The organism is uncultured Sphingomonas sp. (assembly GCF_946477935.1).
Lineage (GTDB): Bacteria > Pseudomonadota > Alphaproteobacteria > Sphingomonadales > Sphingomonadaceae > Sphingomonas.
Genome location: NZ_CAMLAC010000001.1, coordinates 35,425 through 49,942, shown reverse-complemented (window position 1 = coordinate 49,942; position 14,518 = coordinate 35,425). Strand labels below are relative to the sequence as shown.

Annotated in this window: 14 protein-coding genes; 7 read left to right on the top strand and 7 right to left on the bottom strand. The window is 66.0% G+C overall.

Features of this window, described 5'->3' with window-relative positions; all coding sequences use genetic code 11:
• Positions 1–10 precede the first annotated feature (10 nt).
• Positions 11–523, bottom strand: a complete 513-nt coding sequence (locus Q0U08_RS00255) for an MgtC/SapB family protein (RefSeq protein ID WP_168847123.1) — start codon at positions 521–523, stop codon at positions 11–13.
• On the bottom strand, positions 520–1,587 hold the full coding sequence (locus Q0U08_RS00250; RefSeq protein WP_168847122.1) for a sulfite oxidase: 1,068 nt from the start codon (positions 1,585–1,587) through the stop codon (positions 520–522). The genes Q0U08_RS00255 and Q0U08_RS00250 overlap by 4 nt, the downstream gene beginning before the upstream one ends.
• A 146-nt stretch (positions 1,588–1,733) precedes the next feature.
• Between Q0U08_RS00250 and Q0U08_RS00245 the strand changes: the two genes are divergently transcribed.
• From Q0U08_RS00245 to dmeF, 6 genes are all read left to right on the top strand, one after another.
• On the top strand, positions 1,734–2,606 hold the full coding sequence (locus Q0U08_RS00245; protein ID WP_298089058.1) for a LysR family transcriptional regulator: 873 nt from the start codon (positions 1,734–1,736) through the stop codon (positions 2,604–2,606).
• Positions 2,603–3,754 carry a TDT family transporter gene (locus Q0U08_RS00240; protein WP_298089057.1) on the top strand — a complete coding sequence of 384 codons (1,152 nt, stop codon included), beginning with the start codon at positions 2,603–2,605 and terminating at the stop codon, positions 3,752–3,754. The genes Q0U08_RS00245 and Q0U08_RS00240 overlap by 4 nt, the downstream gene beginning before the upstream one ends.
• Positions 3,755–3,843: 89 nt before the next feature.
• Entirely contained in the window at positions 3,844–5,079 is a 1,236-nt protein-coding gene (locus Q0U08_RS00235; RefSeq protein WP_298089055.1) for a molybdopterin-dependent oxidoreductase, read from the top strand.
• Between the two features lie 12 nt (positions 5,080–5,091).
• A complete protein-coding gene (locus Q0U08_RS00230) occupies positions 5,092–5,574 on the top strand; it encodes a hypothetical protein (RefSeq protein WP_125960890.1) in 483 nt (160 codons plus the stop codon).
• 134 nt (positions 5,575–5,708) lie between these two features.
• Positions 5,709–5,984, top strand: coding sequence for a metal/formaldehyde-sensitive transcriptional repressor (locus Q0U08_RS00225; RefSeq protein ID WP_081609170.1), 276 nt, complete (start codon positions 5,709–5,711; stop codon positions 5,982–5,984).
• 10 nt (positions 5,985–5,994) lie between these two features.
• A complete protein-coding gene (gene dmeF, locus Q0U08_RS00220; RefSeq protein WP_017980771.1) occupies positions 5,995–6,939 on the top strand; it encodes a CDF family Co(II)/Ni(II) efflux transporter DmeF in 945 nt (314 codons plus the stop codon).
• On the opposite strand, the gene Q0U08_RS00215 is transcribed toward dmeF, so the two are convergent.
• Entirely contained in the window at positions 6,936–7,340 is a 405-nt protein-coding gene (locus Q0U08_RS00215; protein WP_017980772.1) for a MerR family DNA-binding protein, read from the bottom strand. The two genes, dmeF and Q0U08_RS00215, sit on opposite strands and share 4 nt — an antisense overlap.
• Positions 7,341–7,403: 63 nt before the next feature.
• Between Q0U08_RS00215 and Q0U08_RS00210 the strand changes: the two genes are divergently transcribed.
• Positions 7,404–8,171 carry a glutaredoxin family protein gene (locus Q0U08_RS00210; RefSeq protein WP_017980773.1) on the top strand — a complete coding sequence of 256 codons (768 nt, stop codon included), beginning with the start codon at positions 7,404–7,406 and terminating at the stop codon, positions 8,169–8,171.
• Positions 8,172–8,192: 21 nt separating this feature from the next.
• Here Q0U08_RS00210 and Q0U08_RS00205 read toward each other — a convergent pair whose 3' ends face one another.
• From Q0U08_RS00205 to Q0U08_RS00190, 4 genes are read right to left on the bottom strand one after another with little or no spacing between them, the layout of a single operon-like run.
• Positions 8,193–8,519 carry a copper-binding protein gene (locus Q0U08_RS00205; protein WP_017980774.1) on the bottom strand — a complete coding sequence of 109 codons (327 nt, stop codon included), beginning with the start codon at positions 8,517–8,519 and terminating at the stop codon, positions 8,193–8,195.
• Positions 8,519–11,656 carry an efflux RND transporter permease subunit gene (locus Q0U08_RS00200; protein ID WP_298089054.1) on the bottom strand — a complete coding sequence of 1,046 codons (3,138 nt, stop codon included), beginning with the start codon at positions 11,654–11,656 and terminating at the stop codon, positions 8,519–8,521. The genes Q0U08_RS00205 and Q0U08_RS00200 overlap by 1 nt, the downstream gene beginning before the upstream one ends.
• Positions 11,653–13,152, bottom strand: a complete 1,500-nt coding sequence (locus Q0U08_RS00195) for an efflux RND transporter periplasmic adaptor subunit (protein WP_061780583.1) — start codon at positions 13,150–13,152, stop codon at positions 11,653–11,655. Before Q0U08_RS00195 ends, Q0U08_RS00200 begins: the two co-directional genes overlap by 4 nt.
• Positions 13,149–14,366, bottom strand: a complete 1,218-nt coding sequence (locus Q0U08_RS00190; protein ID WP_018251210.1) for a TolC family protein — start codon at positions 14,364–14,366, stop codon at positions 13,149–13,151. The genes Q0U08_RS00195 and Q0U08_RS00190 overlap by 4 nt, the downstream gene beginning before the upstream one ends.
• Positions 14,367–14,518 lie beyond the last annotated feature (152 nt).

Sequence of the window (14,518 nt, the reverse complement as noted above, 5' to 3'; positions counted from 1 at the left end):
GCCAGCGCGATTAGGGCTTGCGCTCGGCATCCTTCCTGTCGGCCTCGGCCGGCGTCAGGCGAGCCCGCTCGCGGATGCGGCGTTCCAGCGGCGCGCCGACAAACAGGACGAGCATTGCAAGGCTCACCCCGCCGATGATGAGCGGCCACACCGCCAATCCCGCTGCCGCGCCGATCGTGGCCGTCACCCAGATGCACGCGGCGGTCGCCAAACCATGCACTTCCTGACCCTGGCCGACCCGCAGCACCGCACCGGCACCGATGAAGCCGACGCCGGACAGAATGCCCTGCATCGCCCGCCCTGCGGCGTCGGCGTTTACATTCGGCAGGCCACTATGCACGATCGCCTGCACGGCGATGCAACTCGCCAGACCGACCAGACCTAGCGTCCGCAACCCCATAATCTGCCGGTTCTCGCGCGAGCGTTCCCAACCAAGCACCATCCCGGCCGCGGTCGCCACGACCAGCCGGCCGATCACGTCGATCCAGAAGCCGATGTCCGATGCCGCTGACGCTTCGATCATTCGACCAGCACGTGAACGTGGTGCCAGGCGGTGCACAGGTAGCCGGCGAAGTTCCACATCGTGTCCGGTCGTTCGGGCTGTCCCTGCCCGGTCTCGTCGAAGGCGCGGGCGACAAAGTGCTGGCGTCCCTTGGCGAGTGTGGCGTCAAGGGTCCAGCGCCGCCAGCCCCAGCGCGTCTCCGGATCATCGGCGAAGGTCGCCTGTTGCCAGTCGCGACCGCCGTTCACCGACACTTCGACCCGAGAAATTCGGCGGTCATAGGCAATGGCATAGCCCTCAATCCGCACCGCCCCGGCGGGCAACCTCTCGCCCGCACCGGGCGAGCAGATCGCGGCGTTAAGCGGCATGGCATTGATCGTCAGACCTTGGCTCCAGTCGACGGTGTCGCTCGTCACATCGGCGGGAAACAGCTTGTAGTCGTGCGCCTGGATCGGTGCGTCGGAAGGCGCGTCGCGCACCTCGATCCGTGTCAGCCATTTGGCGCTGCGCACGCCTGCATAGCCCGGCACCACCATGCGGAGCGGGGCGCCGTGTTCGGGCGTCAGCGGCTCGCCGTTCATCGCCCAGGCAATGAGGACGTCGGGTTGCCGCGCCTTGTCCATGGCGATCGAGACCCCGAACAAGGCTTCCTTGCCCTCCATGTCCACCTCGTCGGCGCCGGTGAACGCCACGAACAGGTTGGACGCATCAGGCGCGCCCACCGCATCGAGAACATCGGCCAGGCGTACGCCGGTCCACTCAGCATTGCCGATCGCGCCGACATCCCAAGGATCGCCCGACGTCTTGCCGACCTGCTGGAGGTCCGTGCGCCGGTTACCCGCGCATTGGAGCACGGCTGTCACCGAGTGCGTGGAAAACGTAGCTTTAAGTTCTTCCACCGAGAAGGAGCGGCTCGCCATGCCCGTCCCGCTCACCTCGATCCGATGATTGGCGGGCAGATCCGGCACTGGCCCGTGGCTGCGCACGTAGAACAGCGCCTGCGGCGTCAGGAACCGCTCGATCAACGCACCGGGCGTCGGCTCGGCGTTGTAGGGATCGGAACTGCGCTTGATCATATCTGTCATGGACGATTAAACGTCGCGGGCCCGCGTAACGCTTCAAGTCTTCGAGACCATCGCAGACGAAAGGCTGCCGATCATTCCGATATCCAGATTAGAATGACCATATCAAACGGTTGGTCGTATCGATCAGGCTGCGCGATACAAGCTGCATGACCCTGGAGCAGCTCAGAATCTTCGTCGGTGTCGCGGAGCGCGAACACGTCACCAAGGCAGCAGAGGTGCTGAACGTCACGCAGTCCGCTGCCTCCGGCGCGGTTGCGGCCCTCGAAGCGCGCTACGGCGTTCCGCTGTTCCACCGCGTCGGGCGTGGCATCCAGCTGACCGAGGCGGGCCGCGGCTTTCTGGAGGAAGCGCGCGCGGTGCTGGGGCGGGCAGCGCATGCCGAGATGATGCTGGCGGACTATGCCGGGCTTGCGCGTGGTTCGTTGCGGATCGTCGCCAGCCAAACGATCGCGAGCTATTGGTTGCCGGCAAAGCTCGCCGCCTTCCACGAACGCCACCCGCAGATTGCGGTCGAGCTGGCGATCGACAACACCGAGGGCGCGGCAGCGCAGGTGCTGAGCGGCGCGGCGGAACTCGGCTTCGTCGAGGGCGAGGTGGACGAACCGGCGCTCGCCCACTGGAAGGTCGGGCGTGACCCGATGGTACTGGTCGGCCGCGAGGAAGCCGAACGCATCGACGAGGCCTGGCTGCGCACTGCACGCTGGATCGTCCGTGAGCAGGGATCGGGTACGCGCTCGACCTTCGAGGACGTGCTGCGAACGCGCGGGTTTGATCCGGCCCAGCTGACGATAGCGATGACGCTGCCGTCCAACGAGGCGGTGCGCACCGCCGTTGAGGCCGGTGCCGGCGTTGCCGTCTTGTCGCGATTGGTCGTCGCGCGCGCGCTCAAGGCCGGCGATCTGGTCGAGCTGCCGCTCGGGCTGCCCGACCGCGCCTTTCACGCGCTGCGCCACAAGGAACGCTATCGCACCCGCGCGGCCGACGCGCTGACGGATCTTATCAAGGAGCAGGTCGCATGACTGCCGACACGCACTCCGTTCTCAGCGGCCTCAAGCCGCTCAGCCGGCTCGATCATCCCCGCGAGATGATCCGTCAGTTCACGCCCAACTGGTTCGCCGCGACGATGGGCACGGGCATTCTTGCCCTCGCGCTGCCGCAGGTGCCCGGCATCGGGCCTTCGCTTAAACCCGTCGGCGAGGTGTTGTGGTTCTTCAATATCGCACTTTTCGCGCTGTTCGCCGGCCTTTATGGTGCGCGCTGGGCGATGTTCGGGCACGAGGCGCGGCGCATCTTCGGGCATAACACCGTGTCGATGTTCATCGGCACCATCCCGATGGGCCTCGCGACGATCATCAACGGCTGCCTCGCCTTCGGCATCGCACGGTTCGGGAATGGCATCGTACCGGTCGCACACGTCCTGTGGTGGATCGACGTCGCCATGTCGCTCGCCTGTGGCGTCCTGATCCCGTACATGATGTTCACCCGTCACGAGCACAGCCTGGACGGCATGACCGCGGTATGGCTGCTGCCGGTCGTCGCTGCCGAAGTGGCGGGCGCCAGCGGCGGGCTGCTCGCGCCGCATCTGACCGATCCTCACGCGCAGCTAGTCACGCTTGCGACCTCCTATGTGCTGTGGGCCTATTCGGTGCCGGTCGCGTTCGGCATCCTCGCCATCCTCATCCTGCGCATGGCGCTCCACAAGCTGCCGCATGAGAGCATGGCGGCGTCCTCCTGGCTGGCGCTGGGACCGATCGGCACGGGTGCTCTGGGCATGCTGGTGCTCGGGGCGGACGCGCCGGCGATCCTCGCCGCACACGGGCTGGCCGGAGTCGGTACCGTTGCGCAAGGGATCGGCGTTGTCGCCGGGCTCTGCCTGTGGGGCTTCGGCCTGTGGTGGCTGGCGCTCGCGACGCTTATCACCATCCGCTACTGGCGCGCCGGCGTACCGTTTAACCTTGGCTGGTGGGGCTATACCTTCCCGCTCGGCGTCTACACCGTCGCCACCTTCCGTCTCGGCACGACGCTGAACCTTGGGTTTTTCGGTATCGTCGGCACGGTGTTGACGATAGCGCTCGCGGCCATGTGGCTGCTGGTCGGCGCCAAGACGCTCGCCGGAGCATGGCGTGGCAACCTGTTCGTCTCGCCCTGCATCGCTACCCCGAACTGATCCGCTGTGGTGATCGGATCAGTTGATCCGATCACTTGCGCATCGACCCGTCTATCCGCCAGCCTGGCTGGCCACAGGAGAGCCTTGTCATGGACAATTTTGACGCCGCGCTGGCGAGTGAAACCAGTCGTCGCCGCTTTCTCAGGCGTACGGCGCTCGGCACCGCCGGCCTTGCCGCAGCACCTGCGCTGGCGCAGCAGCTCGTCGACCTGAAGCTGCCCGGCGGCAATGCCGAGCGGCCGATGACCAGCGCCTTTCCCGGCAAGGGCAGCATGATCCTCCAGCGTGTCCATCCGCCCTTGCTGGAAACGCCGATGGACGTGTTCGACAAGTCGGTGTTCACGCCCAACGACCAGTTCTTCGTCCGCTGGCACTGGGCCGACATCCCGACCTCGATCGATGTCGAGACTTTCCGCCTCAACGTCTTCGGCCACGTCAACCGACCGCTGTCGATCAGCCTCGCCCAGCTGCTGCGCCTGCCGCGGGTCGAGATGGCGGCGGTCAACCAATGCTCGGGAAACAGCCGTGGGCTGTTCCAGCCACGTGTTGCCGGCGCGCAATGGGGCAACGGCGCGATGGGCAATGCCAAATGGCTCGGTGTGCGCCTGCGCGACGTGCTCGACCTCGCCGGGGTCAAGACAGGCGCGGTGCAGGTGCGCTTCGGTGCGCTCGATCAACCGGTCGTGGCGGGCGCCCCTGACTTTGAGAAGGCGCTCGACATCGACCATGCCCGCGACGGCGAAGTGATGATCGCCTTCGGCATGAACGGCGAGCAGCTGCCGCTCCTCAATGGCTTTCCCTGCCGGCTGATCGTGCCGGGCTGGTACTCGACCTATTGGGTCAAGATGCTGAACTCGATCGAGGTACTGCCCGGCCCCGACGACCAGTATTGGATGGCCAAGGCCTACAAGATCCCCGCGACGCCGGGCGCGAATGTCGCGCCCGGCGCCAGAGACTTCCCGACTGTCCCCATCAACCGCATGATCCCGCGCAGCTGGATGACCAGCCTGCCCGATGGCCAGACGATAGCCTATGAGGCATCGATCCCGGTCGGCGGCATCGCGATGGGCGGCGACTGCGGCGTCGCCAAGGTCGATGTGTCGTCGGACGGAGGCCGCACCTGGTACAGGACGACGCTCGGAGCGGACGAGGGCAGGTACAGCTTCCGTCGGTGGGATGGTCGCGTGCCGCTGCGACGCGGTGCCAACCCGATCATGGTGCGCTGCTGGAACACCAACGGTGTCGCCCAGCCGATGAAGCCGATCTGGAACCCGGGCGGGTTCATGCGCGGCAATATCGAGACCACCACCATCATCGCGGCCTGAGGAGCGAGTAGCATGAAGACCCCGTCTCCCGGCATCATGGCTGCTGGCCTGATCGGCCTGACCGGCATTATCCTCGTCTCGATCGGGGCGCCGAGCAGCCGCAAGGCGCCTGCCCCGATCTCCGAGACATCCGAGCCGGCACCGCCCACCAGCGTCTCAGCCCGCGGCTTTTCGCTCGCCTCGACCAGCGTCGACCTGCCGGTCGATGACGCTACCTACCCCGATGGTCCGCACGCCGACGTCATCAACGCCAACTGCACTTCGTGCCACTCGGCCAGCATGGCGCTAACTCAGCCTGCGCTATCGGTGGATCAGTGGAAGGCGACCGTCACCAAGATGCGTGAGGTGTACAAGGCGCCGGTGGCCGAAAAGGACGTCGACGCGATCGTTGCTTATCTCATCGCTATGCCGAGCCAGAAAGCGGCACCCGCAACCGGCAAGGCACAGGATCCCGACCCCAAGGTGGCTCCTGATGTCTCAGGTGGAACCGGATAAGCAAACCTCTCGCATAACCTAAAAAGGCGATTTCGACAGACGATCGGCAGCCTTCAGTAGGACTTTTTCAACAGCCACGGACGGTTTTGACACCGACTTGCTGTTTACTGGCCTATAGGCTAGGGGGGTATCCTATGTCACATTTGTCTCAAACCAATGTCGATCTGGTCGCCCGCGTTCGTCGCATCGCCGGACAAGTCGGCGCGGTCGAGCGAGCACTTCAATCGGACTCGTCGTGTTCCGACGTGCTCCATCTGGTTGCCGCCGTGCGCGGGGCGGTGAATGGCCTCATGGACGAGATTATCGCCGAACACCTCGAAGCGCATGTGTCGCGGCCCGGCCTCGATGATGCCGAGCGGGCGGCAGGTGCCGAAGAACTGCTGGCGGTGATCCGCCGCTACGCCAAATAGGACGCTTTTCATGGCGGCTTTGCCCGAAATCGACGCCTTCACGCACGACCATGTATTCCTGGGCGCGGCGCACGACGACAATGCCCGCCGGACCCTGTGGGTCGTGGCGCTTACCGCCGGGATGATGGTGGTGGAGATCATCGCCGGTTATCTGACCGGCTCGATGGCGCTGCTCGCCGATGGCTTTCACATGGCGACACACGCGGGCGCGCTCGGGGTCGCCGCGGCCGCTTACGCCTATGCCAAGCGCCATGCCTCCAGCCGGGCCTATAGCTTCGGCACGGGCAAGGTCGGCGACCTGGCCGGGTTCGCGTCGGCGATGGTGCTGGGCCTGATCGCGCTCGGGATCGGTGTCGAGTCCATCCTTCGCCTGTTTCAGCCGATCACGGTCGCATTCGGGGAAGCGACGCTCATCGCGGTGGTCGGTCTGGGCGTGAACATCGCCTGCGCCTTCCTGCTCTCGGGCGGGCACCATCACGGGCACGACCATCATCACGGGCATGACCACCATCACGGGCACGGGCATGCGCACGGCGCGCATGGCGGTGACAACAACATGCGCTCCGCCTATGTCCATGTCCTGGCCGACGCGCTCACCTCGGTTCTCGCCATCGCCGCGCTGCTGGCGGGCCGCTATCTCGGCTGGGTGTGGATGGATCCGGTGATGGGCATCGTCGGTGCGATCGTCATCGCGCGCTGGTCATGGACGCTGATGCGCGACACGGCGTCCGTGTTGCTCGATGCGACCGATCATCATGTAGAGGAGGAAGTGCGCGAGTTGGTCGAGGCGCCAGGCGACGCGCGTATCACCGATCTTCATGTCTGGCGCGTCGGTCCGGAAGCCCACGCCGCGATCGTCAGCGTCGTAGGCGGGCAGGGCGTGACCGGCGACGATATCCGCGCCCGCCTCGCACCGGTTCATGAAATCGCGCACCTGACCGTCGAGTGCCGCTAGCCCTCGAAGGCGGTCAGGATCGGGCATGGTCCCTCCGCTCCTGACCCGCATTCATGTGCGAGCCGGCGAAGCGAGGCGCGCACCCGCTCAAGCTCCTCGATCTTCGCATCCAGTTCGGCAATGCGCTCGCCCGCGAGCTGGCGCGCGCGGGCGCGATCGTCGGTCGCATCCAGCGCCAGAAGCTCACCGATCTGCTCGAGCGTGAAACCGGCTGCCTGCGCCGAGCGGATGAAGCGAAGGCGGCGGGCGTCATCGGTGCCGTAGCGCCGGATGCCGCCTCCGGCGCCAGCCCCGGTCGGCCGGTCTGGCTCGTCCAGCAAACCGCGACGCTGATAGTAGCGCACCGTTTCGACGCCGACGCCGCCCTCGCGCGCGAGCGCCGCGATCGTCATGCCGGTCATGCCTTGACTCCGTACTATGGTACGGACCCTATATAGGCGGGGCGAGGATATTGGAGAAGCGGCATGGCGAGCGCCCCCGCCAAACAGGCGACGATCTACCGGATGGTGATGCCGGAACATACCTGCCCTTTCGGGCTGAAGGCGAAGGATCTTCTGCGCCGGGAAGGCTATGCGGTCGATGACCATTGGCTGATGACGCGGGAAGAAACCGACGCTTTCAAGGCGAAGCACGGCGTCAAGACGACCCCGCAGATCTTTATCGCCGGGGAGCGGGTCGGCGGCTATGACGATCTGCGCCGCTTCTTCGGCAAGATGGTCCGCGACCCCAAGGCCGTCACCTATCGCCCGGTGATTGCCGTGTTCGCGATGACGGCGCTGATGGCGCTCGCCGCCAGCTATGCGGTACTCGGCACGCCCTTCACGGTGCGGGCGGGTGAATGGTTCATCGCGTTCTCGATGTGCGCTCTGGCGATGCTCAAGCTCCAGAACGTCGAGAGCTTCTCGAGCATGTTCCTCAACTACGATCTGCTCGCGAAGCGCTGGGTGCCCTATTCCTATGTCTATCCCTACGCGGAAGGAGCGGCGGGCGTCCTGATGGCAGCCGGCGCGTTGACCTGGCTGTCGGTGCCCGTCGCGCTCGTTATCGGTACGATCGGCGCGGTGTCGGTGTTCAAGGCCGTCTACATCGACAAGCGTGAGCTGAAATGCGCGTGCGTGGGCGGGGACAGCAACGTGCCGCTCGGCTTCATCTCGCTCACCGAAAACCTGATGATGGTCGCGATGGCGCTGTGGATGATCGCTGCGCCGCCCGTGCTGGCGATGGCGCACTGACGCGAAGGTCGGCACGCGTCGTCAATGCGGGCTGATCGCCGTAACTTCTGCCGTCATACCCTTCGCCTTGGCGGTGAATGCGACCCGCTGCCCCGACCGCAGTCCCTTGAGCAGGGTCGGGGGGGATGCCCGGAAGGTCATCGTCATTGCGGGCCAGCCGATCGTCGGGATCGGGCCGTGCTTGATGGTTACGGTTCCACCTTTCGCGTCGACGGCAGTGATCGTCCCCGATCCGCTGCCGGATTTTACAGCCGATGCAGCCGGCCTGCTGCCTTGAGCAAGAGCGCTCGCTGCGATCGGCGTGACTAGTAGCATGAATGCGGCGCGCATGGAGAAAGTGGCTTTCATCAGATCTTCCTTTCGGGGCGGGTTGAAGCTCGCCGCCGCAAGAGCAAGTAGGCGGCTGGCAGGATGAACATGGAGAGGAAAGGGGCGGTCAGCATTCCACCGATCATCGGCGCGGCGATCCGGCTCATCACCTCCGATCCGGCGCCATGCCCGATCAGCACGGGGAACAGCCCGGCGACGATGACAGCGACGGTCATCGCCTTGGGACGTACCCGCAACAGCGCGCCCTCCCTGATCGCTTCCGATACTTGCTCGCCCGACGGTGACGGCCCGCGCTCGGCCAATGCGTGTTTCAGGTAGATCAGCATGACGACGCCGAACTCCGCCGACACGCCGGCGAGCGCGATGAACCCGACACCTGTGGCGACCGATTGCGCATAGCCGAGCAGCCATAATGTCCAGATGCCGCCGGTCAGCGCGAAGGGCAGTGTGCCCATGATAAGCGCCGCCTCGTCGAGGCGACCGAAGGTAAGGTAGAGGAGAAGGAAGATGATCGCGAGTGTCGCCGGCACGACGAGCATCAACCGAGCCTCGGCACGCTGCAGATACTCGAATTGTCCGGAATAGGCGATCGAGACGCCGGGGCTGAGCCGAACATCTTTGCCAACAGCACGGCGCAGATCGGCGACCGTGGAGGCCAGGTCGCGCCCGCGCACGTCGACATAGACCCATGTCGAGAGTCGACCATTTTCCGTCTTGAGCATCGGTGGACCTTCCGCGATCGACACGGATGCGACGGTGCCGAGTGTGATCTGCTGACCCGATGCGGTGACGATTGGGAGAGTTCGCAGTCCCTCCAGACTGTCACGCAGCTCGCGGGGGTAGCGGACGCTGATCGGGTAGCGGGCAAGGCCCTCCACCGTCTGGCCGATCGTCTCGCCGCCGATCGCGCCGGACACAATCTCCTGCACATCGGCGATGTTGAGACCGTAGCGCCCCGCGGTCACCCGATCGATATCGACATCGACATAGCGGCCTCCGGTCAACCGTTCTGCCAATGCCGAGCTGACGCCCGGCACGGTCCTGGCGACACGTTCGATGCTGCCGGCGATGCGGTCCAGCTCGGAGAGGTTGGACCCCGACACTTTCACCCCGATGGGACTCTTGATGCCGGTCGCGAGCATATCGATCCGATTGCGGATCGGAGGCACCCATACGTTCGTGAGGCCGGGCACGCGCACTGTGCGGTCCAGCTCCTCCACCAGCTTTGCCGGCGTCATCCCCGCGCGCCATTGATCGCGCGGCTTGAATTGGATGGTCGTCTCGAACATCTCGAGCGGTGCCGGGTCGGTCGCGGTCTCGGCGCGCCCGGCTTTGCCGAACACGGTTTTGACCTCGGGAACGGTTTTTATCAGCCGGTCTGTGCGCTGGAGCAGGGCCGAGGCGCTCGCGGCCGAAAGGCCGGGAAGCGCGGACGGCATGTAGAGCAGATCGCCCTCATCCATCGTCGGGATGAACTCGCCACCCAATCGGGTCAGCGGCCATGCCGTCGTCGCCAGTACCAGGGCGGCGATGCCGATCGCCGCCCAAGGCCGCGCCAACACGCGGTCGAGCGCCGGGCGATAGGCACGGGTGAGCACGCGGTTGATAATGTTGTCGTTCTCGGCCGGAATGCGTCCCCGGATCAGCCATCCCATCAGGACCGGCACGAGCGTTACCGACAGGATCGCCGCTGCCGCCATCGCATAGCTCTTGGTGAAGGCGAGCGGGGCGAACAGCCGTCCCTCCTGCGCTTCGAGCGTGAACACCGGCACGAACGACAGCGTGATGATGACGAGGCTGAAGAACAGCGCCGGCCCGACCTCGGCCGCGGCCTCGGTGATGACGCGCCAGCGTTCCTCGCCCGCCAGCGCCACGCCCGGATGGTCGTGTTCCCATCGCTCGATCCGCTTGTGCGCGTTCTCGATCATCACGATCGCGGCATCGACCATCGCGCCGATCGCGATGGCGATACCGCCCAAAGACATGATGTTGGCGTTCACCCCCTGCACACGCATGACGAGCAAGGCCGCGAGCACCCCCAGAGGCAAGGTGACGATCGCGACCAGCGCAGACCGGACATGCCACAGAAACAACCCGCAGATGATCGCGACGACGACGAACTCCTCGATCAGCTTGCCCGTCAAATTCTCCACCGCGCGGTCGATCAATTGCGAGCGGTCATAGGTGGTGACGATCTCGACGCCGGGGGGAAGGCTCGCTTTCAGTTCCGCGAGCTTGGCCTTGACGGCTTCGATCGTCTGCCGTGCATTCTTGCCCTGACGCAGGATGACGACTCCGCCCGCGACCTCGCCTTCGCCGTTCAGCTCGGCGATGCCGCGGCGCATCTCGGGGCCGATCTGGATCGACGCGACGTCGCCCAAGGTAACGGGGACGCCGGCACCGGCGACCTTGAGCGGGATCGCGCGGAAATCGTCGACGGTGCGCAAGTAACCTGGCGCGCGCACCATATATTCGGCTTCGCCCAGCTCGAGGACGGACCCGCCGGCCTCCTGATTGGCGCGGCGAATGGCATCGACGGCCTGAGTGTGCGTGACACCGAATGCGGCGAGCCGCGTCGGGTCGAGCAGCACCTGATATTGCTTCACCATTCCGCCGATGCTCGCCACCTCCGCAACGCCGGGCAGCGTTTTCAGTTCATAACGTAGGAACCAGTCCTGCAAGGATCGGAGCTGCGACAGGTCACGGCGGCCGGTGCGGTCCAACAGCGTGTATTCATAGACCCAGCCGACCCCCGTCGCATCAGGACCCAGCGCGGCCTGCGCGCCTTGGGGAAGCCGTCCCTGCACCTGGCTCAGATACTCCAGCACGCGTGAGCGCGCCCAATAGAGGTCGGTCCCATCCTCGAAGAGGACATAGACGTAGCTGTCGCCGAAGAACGAATAGCCGCGCACGGTTTTCGCGCCAGGCACGGACAGCATCGTCGTGGTGAGCGGATACGTCACCTGGTTCTCGACGATCTGCGGGGCTTGGCCCGGCCAGCTCGTGCGGATGATGACCTGCGTGTCGGACAGGTCGGGGAGCGCATCGACGGGGGTGGCACGCATTGCGAACACCCCGGCCATGGCGAGCGCGATGGCCGCCAGGACGACGAGGAAGCGGTTCGCGACCGACCAGCGGATGATCGCGGCAATCATCGCCCAGCCTCGCGCGTCATGCGGCGCAGCGTTGGACCATCGGCGGGTTGATCAAAGCCGAACCGCACCCGCTCACCCTTGCGATACCCACGCACCAACGCGGGATCGGCGACGCGGAACGTCATTGTCATGGCCGGCCAGCCGATCGCCGGAACGGGCTGATGGGACAGGGTGACGGAACTGCGATCGATCGCCTCGATGCTGCCGACCGTCTCGTAGATCGACGCGGTGGGTTTCACGGCCGGCTTTGTTGCGGGTGACGCTTCGACACCAATCGGACGCGCATCGAGGCCAGCGAGGCTCGCTTCGGAGTCGATCAGGAACTGGCCCGACGCGACAACCTTCTCACCCTCGGTCAGGCCGGCGACTATCTCGGTTTTGCCGCCGCCTTCTGCGCCAGTGCGAACCTCGGCGGGTCGAAAGCGTCCACCCGGCCCTGCCAACATGACGAGTGTGCGCCGGCCGGTCCGGATCACGGCCTCACTCGGAACAAGGAGTGCATCGCGGCTCCCCTGGTCGAGCGCCACGCTGGCGAACATACCGGGGCGCAACCGGCCGGCACGGTTGGGGAGCTCGACGCGGATTGTGAGCGTGCGGCTCGCTGCCTCGGCCTGGGGCAGGATCGCAGCGATGCGGCCCCTGAAGCTTTCGCCCGGGAAAGCCGCCAGCGTGGCGATGACGGGCGTGCCGATCCGCAGGTTTCCTGCGAGGGCCTCAGGGACAGCCGCGTTCAGCCACACGGTGGCGAGGCCGTTCACCTCCGCCAGTGTCTGTCCTTGCGCGACCGTCATCCCCTGTCGGACGCCGAGCGTCTTGATGACGCCCCCCACGGGCGTGCTGATCGTCGTCACACCTTGCGGTCGGCCGCGCCACTCCGCCGATGCAATCGATCCGGCGGGCATCCCGAGAAGCAACAGGCGCTCTCGTGCCGCCCGCGTGAGCCCGGCATCCCCGGTGCGGCGCACGGCGAGATACTCCGCCTGCGCGCCCGCCCATTCGGGCACAAGGATATCGGCGAGCGGGGCGCCTGCCGGCACGACATCGCCTGGCGCGCGCGCATAGACGCGCTGAACGAAGCCGCCGCTGCGTGCCTGCACGACCGCAACGTTGCGGTCATTGAACTCGATGCTGCCGGTTGCCGAGGCCGAGTTTGACAACGATCCGCGTTCGACCGTGACGATCCGCGCGCCGAGCCGCTGGAGGCTGGCCGGATCGATCGCTACGCCCGGTGCGGCGCTACCGCCTGCGCCCTCGTCGGCATAGCGGGGGATCAGTTTCATCCCCATCGACGAGAGACCCGGGCCGTCGTGCCGCTCCCCCGGGATCATCGGATCATACCAGTAGAGGATCTTCTTCTGCGGGGCTGGGGATGCCGTTTGATCGGCAGCCGAGGACGTGCCAAGTTTCGCGAGCCCGAAGCCCACGCCCCCTGCGACCAGCACCAGCGCGCTTACCGCGGTGACAAGGCGGGCGCGGGTAATGGTAGTGTCGCTCATCGATCGGCGCTCCCGAAGGTAATGGTGAGGCGGACAGAGTCTGCGGCGACGAGCGCCTCACGGTCGAGCACGGTCAGCTCGGCGTCGGCGAGCGCGGTCTTGGCTTCGATGGCATCCGCAAGACTCGCGCGACCGGCAGAGTAGCTCGCTATCTCCAGATCGGCTCGCTTCCGAGCGAGCGGAAGGAGCACGTCGCGCGCGCGCTGCCATTGGCTGTGATGCATTTGGTGGTCCGCCAGCGCGGCCTCCAGATCGGCTGCCAATGTGCGCCGGGTTTCTTCGCGCGCGGCCTCGGCCTGCGCCTGTGCGGATTTGCGGGCTTCGATGCGCGGGTTCTGACGCGATCGAGCGAACAGCGGCAGGCTCATCGAAACTCCCGCCGACACCATGTCGCCATACCGGGGGTCACGGCGTTGATAAGCTACCTCTACCCCCCAATCGGGTCGCTTCTCCGCTCGCGCCGCATCCACGTCGGCCTGGGCGCGCTGAATACCGGCCTCGGCGAGAACCATGTCGGAGTGAAGGCTGAGCGCGTCCCGCAGCCGCGCCGGAGCCAGATCGATCGCGGGCATATCGCCGGCAATCTCGGGCGCCGATACGCCGGTCCAGCGAGCCAGCATCGCGCGGGCGCGCGCAACGGCGGCCATCAACTCGTCGCGGCGGTCGTCGAGTGCCGCGATCTCCTGATCGGTCGTCAGTGTCTGACCAGGGCGGACCGAACCGGTCGTCACGGCGGCCCGCGCAGCGGAAGGGAGAGATCGAAGGAATAGCAGAACGGTGTCGAGGGCAGCTAGTCGACGCTCGGCATAAGCAAGGTCGATCCATGCCTGCCCCGCTCCCAATCGCACCTCCCGGAGCTTGGTCGCTTGCGATGCTTCTGCCGTTGCGATCACGGCGCGTGCCTGCGCTTGCGCGGCATGACGCTTGGCAAGGTTGGGTAGGTCCTGTTGGAAACCGACACGCCCCATCGTCATGTCGTCTCTGGATAGGGAGAAGGCGGGTGGCCCAGAGACAGGATAATTCTCGATTCCGATCGACACACGGGGGTCCGGAAGGCTTCCCGCCGCACGTGCATCGGCTTGGGCGGCGCTGACCCCCGCGCGACCGGCAACCGCTCCCGGGGCGTTGGCAACCGCATCGCGCAGCGCTTGGTCATAGGTAAGTGTCTGCGCGTGCGCGGCGCTCGTCGTGAGCGCGGCGACCGCGAGCATCATGGATGCGCGCATCCCTCTAGTCCCTTCATGTCATAATGATGGCCGGGCTCCAAATGGTTGATCGGAGCCCGGCACCTGTTCAGGCTCGCCAGCTTAAGTTGACTGGCCGCCCTTCATTGACATGCAGGCGTCGCGACCGCGTTCCATCATCG

What these genes read in the sequence shown, in the direction of transcription:
- Q0U08_RS00255 (WP_168847123.1), bottom strand. Translation starts at nt 523, where the DNA reads ATGATCGAAGCGTCAGCGGCATCGGACATCGGCTTCTGGATCGACGTG.
- Q0U08_RS00250 (WP_168847122.1), bottom strand. Translation starts at nt 1,587, where the DNA reads ATGACAGATATGATCAAGCGCAGTTCCGATCCCTACAACGCCGAGCCG.
- Q0U08_RS00245 (WP_298089058.1), top strand. Translation starts at nt 1,734, where the DNA reads ATGACCCTGGAGCAGCTCAGAATCTTCGTCGGTGTCGCGGAGCGCGAA.
- Q0U08_RS00240 (WP_298089057.1), top strand. Translation starts at nt 2,603, where the DNA reads ATGACTGCCGACACGCACTCCGTTCTCAGCGGCCTCAAGCCGCTCAGC.
- Q0U08_RS00235 (WP_298089055.1), top strand. Translation starts at nt 3,844, where the DNA reads ATGGACAATTTTGACGCCGCGCTGGCGAGTGAAACCAGTCGTCGCCGC.
- Q0U08_RS00230 (WP_125960890.1), top strand. Translation starts at nt 5,092, where the DNA reads ATGAAGACCCCGTCTCCCGGCATCATGGCTGCTGGCCTGATCGGCCTG.
- Q0U08_RS00225 (WP_081609170.1), top strand. Translation starts at nt 5,709, where the DNA reads ATGTCACATTTGTCTCAAACCAATGTCGATCTGGTCGCCCGCGTTCGT.
- dmeF (WP_017980771.1), top strand. Translation starts at nt 5,995, where the DNA reads ATGGCGGCTTTGCCCGAAATCGACGCCTTCACGCACGACCATGTATTC.
- Q0U08_RS00215 (WP_017980772.1), bottom strand. Translation starts at nt 7,340, where the DNA reads ATGACCGGCATGACGATCGCGGCGCTCGCGCGCGAGGGCGGCGTCGGC.
- Q0U08_RS00210 (WP_017980773.1), top strand. Translation starts at nt 7,404, where the DNA reads ATGGCGAGCGCCCCCGCCAAACAGGCGACGATCTACCGGATGGTGATG.
- Q0U08_RS00205 (WP_017980774.1), bottom strand. Translation starts at nt 8,519, where the DNA reads ATGAAAGCCACTTTCTCCATGCGCGCCGCATTCATGCTACTAGTCACG.
- Q0U08_RS00200 (WP_298089054.1), bottom strand. Translation starts at nt 11,656, where the DNA reads ATGATTGCCGCGATCATCCGCTGGTCGGTCGCGAACCGCTTCCTCGTC.
- Q0U08_RS00195 (WP_061780583.1), bottom strand. Translation starts at nt 13,152, where the DNA reads ATGAGCGACACTACCATTACCCGCGCCCGCCTTGTCACCGCGGTAAGC.
- Q0U08_RS00190 (WP_018251210.1), bottom strand. Translation starts at nt 14,366, where the DNA reads ATGATGCTCGCGGTCGCCGCGCTCACGACGAGCGCCGCGCACGCGCAG.